General features: G+C 43.6%; 7 protein-coding genes and 1 rRNA gene. All 8 read left to right on the forward strand.

The genetic code is table 11. The annotated features are described in order from the left end of the window. The first annotated feature begins 126 nt into the window (after nt 1-126). Nucleotides 127-1,269 carry a DNA polymerase III subunit beta gene (gene dnaN, locus EBO34_RS15215; protein WP_122900027.1) on the forward strand — a complete coding sequence of 381 codons (1,143 nt, stop codon included), beginning with the start codon at nt 127-129 and terminating at the stop codon, nt 1,267-1,269. A gap of 768 nt (nt 1,270-2,037) precedes the next feature. Then, nucleotides 2,038-2,250: a S4 domain-containing protein YaaA gene (gene yaaA / locus EBO34_RS15220; protein ID WP_122900030.1), complete on the forward strand. Its 213-nt coding sequence runs from the start codon at nt 2,038-2,040 to the stop codon at nt 2,248-2,250. A gap of 36 nt (nt 2,251-2,286) precedes the next feature. Continuing rightward, nucleotides 2,287-3,408, forward strand: coding sequence for a DNA replication/repair protein RecF (gene recF / locus EBO34_RS15225; RefSeq protein WP_122900032.1), 1,122 nt, complete (start codon nt 2,287-2,289; stop codon nt 3,406-3,408). A 10-nt stretch (nt 3,409-3,418) separates the two neighbouring features. Then, nucleotides 3,419-3,715, forward strand: a complete 297-nt coding sequence (remB, locus tag EBO34_RS15230) for an extracellular matrix regulator RemB (RefSeq protein ID WP_122900034.1) — start codon at nt 3,419-3,421, stop codon at nt 3,713-3,715. Nucleotides 3,716-3,784: 69 nt separating this feature from the next. After that, a complete protein-coding gene (gyrB, locus tag EBO34_RS15235) occupies nt 3,785-5,695 on the forward strand; it encodes a DNA topoisomerase (ATP-hydrolyzing) subunit B (RefSeq protein ID WP_183163904.1) in 1,911 nt (636 codons plus the stop codon). A gap of 145 nt (nt 5,696-5,840) precedes the next feature. Next, on the forward strand, nt 5,841-8,381 hold the full coding sequence (gene gyrA / locus EBO34_RS15240; RefSeq protein WP_122900038.1) for a DNA gyrase subunit A: 2,541 nt from the start codon (nt 5,841-5,843) through the stop codon (nt 8,379-8,381). Between the two features lie 201 nt (nt 8,382-8,582). Beyond that, nucleotides 8,583-9,671, forward strand: a complete 1,089-nt coding sequence (locus EBO34_RS15245; RefSeq protein WP_122900040.1) for an HD-GYP domain-containing protein — start codon at nt 8,583-8,585, stop codon at nt 9,669-9,671. A 340-nt stretch (nt 9,672-10,011) separates the two neighbouring features. After that, nucleotides 10,012-10,111 (forward strand): 16S ribosomal RNA (locus tag EBO34_RS15250); the annotation flags it as partial.

Here is a 10,111-nt window from a genome sequence, read left to right on the forward strand (position 1 = left end):
TTTTCTCACTTATCCACATTTACACAGCGCCTATTACGATTACTACGTTCTTTTATTCTTAAAAATAAATAATAAAACCGACTGAGATAAATAAAGATTCAACCGAAATGAAAAGAGGGGAAAACCATGAAATTTACTATTCAACGGGAACAATTTGTGCAAAGCGTACAACACGTATCAAAAGCCATTTCATCGAGAACGACGATTCCAATTCTTACAGGTATCAAAATTGATGCGTCAGAAGAAGGCGTCACACTGACAGGAAGTGACTCTGACATTTCTATTGAATGCTTTATTCCAAAAGAGGATGAAGAAAACGAATACGTGGAAATTGAGGAAGAAGGAAGCATTGTTCTTCAGGCAAAAGTATTCGCGGATATTGTAAAAAAACTTCCTGAAAACAAGATTGAAGTGACTGTGCAGGACCAGTTCGCAACAACACTGAAATCAGGTTCTTCGGTTTTTAACCTTAATGGACTCGATCCGGAAGAATATCCACGCCTTCCTCAAATTGAAGAGGACAGTGTGTTTAAGCTGCCGACAGATCTCCTGAAAAATATCATTCGCCAGACTGGCTTTGCTGTTTCCACTGTAGAAACAAGACCGGTGCTCACAGGTGTTCACTGGAAGATTGAAGACGGAGAACTGATTTGTACATCAACAGACAGCCACCGTCTCGCAATGAGAAAAGCGAAAGTGGAGACCAATACTGATGATCTTGAATTTTCAAATGTGATTATCCCTGGGCGCAGCCTGGGTGAACTAAGTAAGATTCTCGACGACTCTGAAGAATGGATCGATATTATCGTCACAGAAAATCAGATTTTGTTTAAAGCTGAGAACATCTTGTTCTTCTCACGGCTTCTTGACGGCAATTATCCCGCAACAGAGAACATGATTCCGACAACGTCTAAAACAGGACTGAAGCTGGATACTAAAGTTCTTCTTCAGGCGATCGAGCGTTCATTGCTTCTTTCAAGAGACGGTAAGAACAATGTCGTGAATCTGAAAACAATGGATAACGGACAGATTGAGATTACTTCTGTAACTCCTGAAGTTGGAAAAGTAACGGAAGATCTGCAAGCGATTGAGCTTACTGGGGAAGAGCTCCGCATTTCCTTTAACGGGAAAAACCTCATCGATGCTCTGAAGGTTGTCGATTCTTCTGAAATACATGTAGATTTCACCGGGGCCATGAGTCCGTTTGTATTAAAACCTGTGGATCATGACTATACGCTGCACCTTTTTTCACCTGTAAGAACGTATTAATTCCAGAGGTAATAAAGCTGTCGGATCGGGCTGTAGCCTGACCCGGCAGCTTTTTAAAATCGCTCTTTTGAACCCGTTGTCGTTTGAAAGGAAGCTAGTAAAGTATATAAACCGGCCTCAGCTTTGTGATTAAGGAGTAAAAGAAGTCAGCAATTGATTTTATTTGTTGTCTGAGCCTCTTAGGATTATTTTAGCAGCTCCAGGCGGACGCCTTCCGCCCTAGTGTACTTAAAAATGAGATTGTATTTTGTTTGGGTTCTCAAGACTTTTACATCCTGTTTCTTCATGAAGAATCTCCTCTTTGCTATAAATAAGAATTATCGTCGGTGATAATCTACGGACGCTCTCATTTTTAACTTTTGTTAACCTTCGTATTTTGTGAATGAGAGTCGATGTAGCCAAAATGTCCACAGACTACTGCGGAAGTGGGGGCTCGCCGACACCTCCGCGGAAAGCGAAGGACATTCCGGCTGCATCTACACCAACAGCTTTATAAATTGGTGCAATCCCTTATCTTGATGGCTATGCTCAGAATCCGGAAGCGTAAGAGAGCGGAAATCAACCTCCATGCTTAAGAGAACCAACGTAAAATAGATAGGGATTCATGTAAGTAGGTCGTTTTTACATGGAATATGTCGAATGGTTATACTAAACATACAATGAAAGTTGGCTAAATCGTCCATCTTTTAGTACAATATAGTTTGAGGCCATTTGCGTTTTTACATAATCAGGCGCAAATATCAGGAATCGGAAAGTGAGTGACCATCGATGGAAGAAGCGGTGAAAATCGAAGGTGAATACATGACGCTTGGGCAGTTGTTAAAAGAGACAGGGGTCATTGATACCGGCGGCATGGCCAAATGGTTTCTGCAGGAAAACATCGTTTACGTCAATGATGAGGAAGAAACCCGCCGAGGGCGAAAGTTATACCCTGGAGACATTGTTAGATTTGAAGGCGGCGAAGCGTTTGTTCTTGAATAAACGGCTCCCTGCCTGTGACAGGCAAGGAGGTTCAACGTGCAAATTGACGAGCTGACAGTCAAAAACTATCGTAATTATCCGGAAGTACACGTGACTTTTGAAAATGAAGTGAACGTGATCATCGGGGAAAACGCACAGGGTAAAACAAACTTGATGGAAGCCATCTACGTACTTGCAATGGCTAAGTCACACCGGACACCGCGGGACAAAGAACTTATACGATGGGACCAGGACTTCGCAAAGATCCAAGGCAAACTTACAAAAAGGACAGGCCCGCTTCAGATGGAAGTGATATTTTCACAGCGCGGAAAGAAAGTGAAGCTTAACCACCTTGAAAAGAACAGGCTCAGTGAATACATCGGTACGTGCAACATCGTCATGTTCGCTCCTGAGGATCTGAATCTGGTAAAAGGGAGTCCGCAGGTAAGACGGCGCTTTATTGATATGGAAATGGGACAGATCCACTCTCTCTATCTCTACCATCTGGCCCGGTACCATAAAGTACTGAAACAACGGAACCAGTTATTGAAAAACATGCAGAAATCCAGGAAAGACGAGGATTATATAATGCTGAGTGTCATCACTGAACAGTTGACAGAGTCTGCTGCAGAAGTGATTCAGAAGCGTTTTTCATTTTTAAAGAAACTTCAGCAATGGGCCGAAGATATACATTTTGAGATAAGCAGGGGTCTTGAAAAGCTGGAGATTAGATATATTCCCACATGTGACGTATCAGAAGACATGGACTTGTCGACAATGAAAAGTAAGTTAACAGAAGCGTTTAATGATATGGGAGACCGGGAAGTGTTTCGCGGTACAACATTAATCGGTCCTCACCGGGACGATTTGAAATTTTTTGTTAACGGCCGGGACATACAGACCTACGGTTCTCAGGGGCAGCAGCGGACAACCGCTTTGTCGCTGAAGTTAGCAGAAATTGAATTAATCTATGAAAAAGTCGGCGAATATCCGATTCTATTATTAGATGACGTATTATCTGAACTGGATGATTACCGTCAATCCCATCTCCTCGATGCTATACAGGGGAAAGTACAAACGTTTGTAACAACAACGAGTGTGGACGGTATACACCACAAAACGCTGCAGAACGCCCGTTTGTTTTATGTTGAACAAGGAACGGTCAAGCGAAAAGAATGAGGTGGTTCATATGTTTATCCATTTAGGCGGAGATACGGTGATTCGTTCAAAAGATGTAGTGGCTATTCTTGATCATCAAAGCAGAGGATTGTCGCAGGATAACCAGGATTTTTTGACTAACGGGAAAGAACAGGACCACATCACACAGATATCGCCGGATCTCGTGAAGTCAGTTGTTATAACTGTAGAACGCGTCTATCTTTCACCAATTTCATCGCTCACCCTGAAGCGGCGTGCAAACGTGGCTGTGGACTTTGATGAAGATGAGACCGAAAAAGCGGAAAATAAAGATTCATCGTTTAATTGAAATCATTATTAACATTATCATTCCATGCAGTGCATCCACTGCAAAGAAGTGTAGGTGAAGAGTGTGACCATTGATCAACAGCAATCCTATGATGAAAGTCAGATTCAAGTATTAGAAGGCCTGGAAGCCGTAAGAAAGCGCCCGGGTATGTACATCGGTTCCACGAGTGTACGCGGTCTGCACCACTTAGTGTGGGAGATTGTGGACAACAGTATTGACGAAGCGATGGGCGGGCACTGTGATACGATCCGCGTGACGATCGGAGAAGACAACAGCATCACAGTTGAAGATAACGGCCGTGGTATTCCGGTTGGAATACATGAGAAGATGGGCCGCCCTGCAGTTGAGGTTATTATGACTGTCCTCCATGCCGGTGGTAAATTTGGCGGCGGAGGATACAAAGTATCCGGGGGACTGCACGGTGTAGGGGCTTCTGTAGTAAACGCCCTTTCAACAGTGCTGGAAGTGGAAGTTCATAAAGAAGGCAAGATTCACTATCAGCAGTTTAGACAAGGTGTACCTCAGGAAGACCTTGCTGTTATCGGCGATACGGAAAAGCAGGGAACGATTATCCGTTTTGAACCAGACCCTGAAATTTTTACTGAAACGAAAACGTATGACTACGATATTCTTGCAAACCGACTGCGTGAACTTGCATTCCTGAACAGAGGACTGCGCATTTTTATTACAGATGAGCGGGAAGAAGATAAAAGTTCCGAGTATTACTATGAAGGCGGTATTGCCTCATTCGTAGAACATTTAAACCGTACAAAGGCACCGATTCATGAGCCACCGATCTTTTTGGAAGGCGAAAAAGACGGCATGACAATAGAAATCGCAATTCAGTATAACGAAGGCTTTGCGAGCAACCTCTATTCTTTTGCCAATAATATCAATACCCATGAAGGCGGGACGCATGAGTCCGGATTCAAAACAGCTTTAACCCGGGTAATTAATGATTACGCCCGCAGGAACAATATGTTTAAAGAAGCAGATCCAAACCTTGTGGGCGATGACGTCCGTGAAGGACTTACGGGGATCATCAGCGTAAAGATCCCGGATCCGCAATTCGAAGGTCAGACAAAGACCAAGCTTGGAAACAGTGAAGCCCGTACGATTACAGATTCTCTGTTTACAGAGCATTTATCCAAGTTTCTGGCTGAGAACCCTTCTGTTGCACGTAAGCTTGTGGAGAAAGGAATTCTTGCTTCCCGAGCAAGAGATGCGGCTAAAAAAGCCCGTGAACTGACCCGTCGTAAGTCAGCTCTTGAAGTTAGTTCATTGCCTGGGAAATTAGCAGACTGCTCTTCCAAGGATGCGTCTATTTCTGAGATTTATATCGTAGAGGGTGACTCTGCCGGTGGTTCGGCTAAACAAGGACGTGACCGTCACTTCCAGGCAATCCTGCCGCTGCGGGGGAAAATCATTAACGTAGAGAAAGCACGTTTGGATAAAATCCTGTCCAACAATGAAGTCCGGGCGATTATCACTGCACTTGGAACTGGAATTGGCGAGGACTTTGATATTACAAAAGCAAGGTATCACAAAATCATCATCATGACTGATGCGGATGTTGATGGAGCCCACATCAGGACACTTCTCCTTACATTCCTGTACCGTTATATGAGACCGTTGATTGAGGAAGGGTACATCTATATCGCACAGCCGCCGCTATACAAGATTCAACAGGGGAAAGTTGTGCACTACGCCTATAACGAGAAAGAAATGGAGAGGATTTTGTCGGAAATTCCGGATAGTCCAAAACCAGGTCTGCAGCGGTACAAAGGTTTAGGGGAGATGAACCCTACTCAGCTTTGGGAAACAACAATGGATCCATCGAACCGGACAGTACTTCAAGTGACGATGGAAGACGCGATGCTGGCTGATCAGGTCTTCGAAATGTTAATGGGAGACCGGGTAGAACCACGTCGGGACTTTATCCAGGAAAATGCCCACTACGTGAAAAATCTTGATGTATAAAAGAGATACAGTGGCCATGCAGTGTGAACCTTCACCTGCATGGGCTTCTGTCTTTAAATACAGAGGCTAACATGTTCATGTGAAATGAACAGCTGAACGGATCATACCGACCCGTTTGACTTAAGAGAAAACGGAGGTAAGCGCAATGTCTGAGCAAGACCAATCCAGAGTAAAAGAAATAAATATTAGTCAGGAAATGAAGACGTCCTTCATGGACTATGCCATGAGTGTTATCGTCAGCCGTGCACTGCCGGATGTACGAGACGGATTAAAGCCCGTACACCGCCGTATTTTGTATGCCATGAACGAACTCGGCATGACACCGGATAAAGCCTATAAAAAATCCGCACGTATCGTCGGGGAAGTAATCGGTAAGTATCACCCGCACGGTGACTCTGCCGTTTATGAAACGATGGTACGGATGGCGCAGGACTTCAGCTATCGTTACATGCTCGTTGACGGACACGGGAACTTCGGTTCTGTGGACGGAGATGCAGCTGCAGCGATGCGTTACACTGAAGCAAAACTTGCAAAAATATCCATGGAGGTCGTCCGGGATATCAATAAGGATACAATCGATTATCAGGATAACTATGATGGAAGCGAGCGCGAACCGATCGTCCTTCCAGCGAGATTTCCAAACCTTTTAGTTAACGGAGCATCAGGGATTGCTGTAGGAATGGCTACTAATATTCCACCTCATAACCTGAATGAAGTCATCGACGGTGTTCTTGCCCTGAGTAAGGACCGTGATCTTACGAACCAGGATCTCATGGAATACATTCCGGGACCAGACTTTCCAACAGCTGCAGAAATCGTCGGAATTTCCGGCATTCGTAAAGCTTATGAAACTGGTAAAGGTTCGATTATCATTCGTGCGAAAGCTGAAATTGATGAAATTAAAGGCAAGCCGCGCATCATTGTGACGGAGCTTCCGTATCAGGTAAACAAAGCAAGACTGATTGAAAAAATTGCCGAGCTTGTGCGGGATAAAAAGATTGACGGCATCACAGATCTTCGTGACGAATCAGACCGTACAGGGATGAGAATTGTCATCGAGCTTCGTAAAGATGCAAATGCCAACGTGCTGTTGAACAACCTTTACAAACAAACCGCTCTTCAGACAAGCTTTGGTATTAATACGCTGGCTCTCGTAAACGGGCAGCCGAAAGTCCTTGACCTTCGTTCTGTTCTTTCCCACTATATCGATCACCAGATCGAAGTTATCCGGAGAAGAACAGCGTTTGAACTGAAAAAAGCAGAAGCACGGGCTCACATTCTCGAAGGCTTGCGTATTGCACTTGATCATATTGATGAAATCATCGCACTTATCCGCGGCTCCCAGACAACAGATATTGCCCGTAACGGCCTGATGGAAAACTTTGAGCTTAGCTACGAGCAGGCTCAAGCCATCCTCGATATGCGTTTGCAGCGTCTTACCGGTCTCGAGCGTGACAAGATTGAAGCCGAGTACCAGGATCTTCTTGCACGCATTCAGGAATTAAAAGCCATTTTGGCTGATAATGAAAAGGTCCTTGAAATTATCCGCGAAGAGCTTACTGATATTAAAGACCGCTACGGTGACGACCGGCGGACAGTCATTACACTGGGTGAAGACAGCTTTGAAGACGAAGACCTTATTCCGCGTCAAAATGTTGTTATTACCCTGAGTCACAATGGTTATATCAAGCGTATGCCTGTATCCACCTACCGAAGTCAGAAGCGGGGAGGGCGAGGTATTCAGGCAATGGGAACGCATACGGATGACTTTGTACAGCATCTGTTTATTACAAATTCCCATAACGTACTCTTATTCTTTACAAACAAAGGAAAAGTGTACCGCTTGAAAGGGTATGAAATCCCTGACCTTGGCCGGATGGCAAAAGGAATTCCAATCATTAATCTTCTGCAGATTGACCAGGATGAGTACATCAGTACTGTCATCCCGATTGAAGAATTTGAAGATGACAAGTACCTGTTCTTTATGACCAAACACGGTGTAACGAAACGATCAGTCTTAAGTGCGTTCGCCAATATTCGTAAAGTAGGGTTATTTGCTATCAATCTTCGTGATGAAGATGAACTTCACGGCGTGCGTCTGACCGACGGAGAACAGGAAATGATTGCAGGGACGAAGAAAGGGATGTCCATCCGATTCCACGAATCAGATGTCCGCCTTATGGGAAGAACAGCAGCCGGTGTTAAAGGAGTGACTCTCCAAAACGACGATGAAGTAGTCGGGATGGATATCATCCATGAAGACCAGGATGTTCTTATTGTTACGGAAAAAGGATTCGGAAAGCGTACCACTATTGAAGAATACCGCGTCCAGACCCGTGGCGGTAAAGGGATTAAAACATGCAATATCACTGACAAAAACGGTGACCTTGTTTCTCTTAAAGTCGTTTCCGACGACGATGATCTGATGATTATTACAACTTCAGGTGTTATCATCCGTATGCACGTAAACGAAATCTCCCAGACAAGCCGGAACACTCAAGGTGTCCGACTTATCCGTGTAGGAGACGAAGAACACGTATCCACTGTCGCCCTCGTTAACATCGAGGATGAAGAAATCGATGAAGATGTGGACGGAGAAGGTGCACCGGAAGAAGCAGAAGAAGAAACACAAGAAGAACCGCCGGCAAATGAGACGGCCGATTCTGAAAGTGACACAGAAGAATAATGTACTTAAACGCCCTGCTGGGATCCGGCGGGGCGTTTGTTTATATAGGAGGTACCTGTTGTCCTCTCATATTTAAAAGCGTTATAGATAGTTCAGGCAAAAGCAGATACAGAGCCGTATCAAAAGGAAAGATAGTCCGATTGACTATTGCTTCGTTTTCATATGGAATTATAGGTATGTAAGAACAAGGGGAGTATTCAGATGAGAGTAAAAATAAACGATTTGGTTCCGGGATGCATTATTTCAGAAGACGTCTATAAAAAGGGGACCAGCCCTCTTATAAAAAAGAATACAACGATTACTGAGAAGCACATTACTACCCTGAAACTCTTTTTTATTCAGGATGTCCCTGTAGAAGCGAAGCTGACAGATGGAAGGATATTTTCTCCTTCTGAAATAATTACAGAAGCAGATTCAACTCATAATCATAAAGAGAGTGTTCAGCCCTCTGCCAATTTTATTATTAATTACAAAGAAGCAGTAGCAGATTATAAGAAGCTCTTTGTAAAATGGCAGGGTGGGACAAAAATAGACGCATATGGAATTCGGCAGCTTCTATTAAAAATCATTTCCGAAAAACCTGAACCTGAAATTCTGCTGCACTTACATCGTCAGTCCACAGTAACTGACTACAACTATCATCATGCCATAGCAAGGGCTGTTCTCAGTTATATGATAGGAGAACGGCTTGATCTGCAGGAAAAAGATCTGGTACAGCTGGGGATCAGCGCTTTAATGGCTGATTGCGGAATGTCAAAAGTATCTTCCACTATTCTGTTAAATAAGAATCTCATGAAAGGTCAGTTTAAAGAAATACACGATCATCCACGATATGGTTTTTCCATGCTGGAAGGAGTTACGGGAGTTTCTGAACAGGCCCGTCTAGGAGTCCTTCAGCATCATGAACGGGAAAACGGCAGCGGATACCCGAACAAAATAAAAGGAGACCGTATCCACCAGTTTGCAAAAATTATTGCAGCAGCAGACATGTACCATGCAATGACATGCGAACGTCCCTATCAAAAGAGGCAGCCGCCATATAAGGTTTTGGAGATCATAGGTAAAGAATGTTTCGGCCTTTTGGATCCTTTAGTAATCGATAAAATAAAATCACTGTTGATTAATTTAAAAATTGGAGAAAAAGTACGTTTAACAAATGGGGAAGAAGGGGTAATAGTATTTTTACAGAGTAATGAACCTACCCGCCCTATTCTACGCATGTTAACATCCAACGAACTTTTTAAACTCTCTGATGCCACTTCCCTGTTTATTGATTCCAAAGTCGATTAGCCATTTTATTAAGACTGTAAAATTATTTTAAAATATTTATTAAAAACTTCTTGTTTCCATGTGAGTCGCATGGTATATTTATATTCGTTGCTCAAGACAAGGCAACAAACATTTTCCAGTGATAACATAATCATCAAATTCTTCTTAAGAAAGATTAAGAAAAAGCTTGACGGAAGTTAACGGAAAATGGTATGATAATCAAGTCGCTTCGGAAACAAGCCAAGCGCTAAACGAAAGACAGTGACCTTTGAAAACTAAACAAAAAGCCAAGCGAAACGTGGGATAATGACAAATTATCCCGTCAATGAATGAATTAAATGATGTCAGAGACATCAAACTTTCTATGGAGAGTTTGATCCTGGCTCAGGACGAACGCTGGCGGCGTGCCTAATACATGCAAGTCGAGCGGACTGATGGGGAGCTTGCTCCCCTGACGTCAG

It is taken from the genome of Alteribacter keqinensis, from assembly GCF_003710255.1.
In the GTDB taxonomy this organism is placed as follows: domain Bacteria; phylum Bacillota; class Bacilli; order Bacillales; family Salisediminibacteriaceae; genus Alteribacter; species Alteribacter keqinensis.

Coding starts and splice junctions, on each gene's coding strand:
- dnaN (WP_122900027.1), top strand. CDS start 127: ATGAAATTTACTATTCAACGGGAACAATTTGTGCAAAGCGTACAACAC.
- yaaA (WP_122900030.1), top strand. CDS start 2,038: ATGGAAGAAGCGGTGAAAATCGAAGGTGAATACATGACGCTTGGGCAG.
- remB (WP_122900034.1), top strand. CDS start 3,419: ATGTTTATCCATTTAGGCGGAGATACGGTGATTCGTTCAAAAGATGTA.
- gyrA (WP_122900038.1), top strand. CDS start 5,841: ATGTCTGAGCAAGACCAATCCAGAGTAAAAGAAATAAATATTAGTCAG.
- EBO34_RS15245 (WP_122900040.1), top strand. CDS start 8,583: ATGAGAGTAAAAATAAACGATTTGGTTCCGGGATGCATTATTTCAGAA.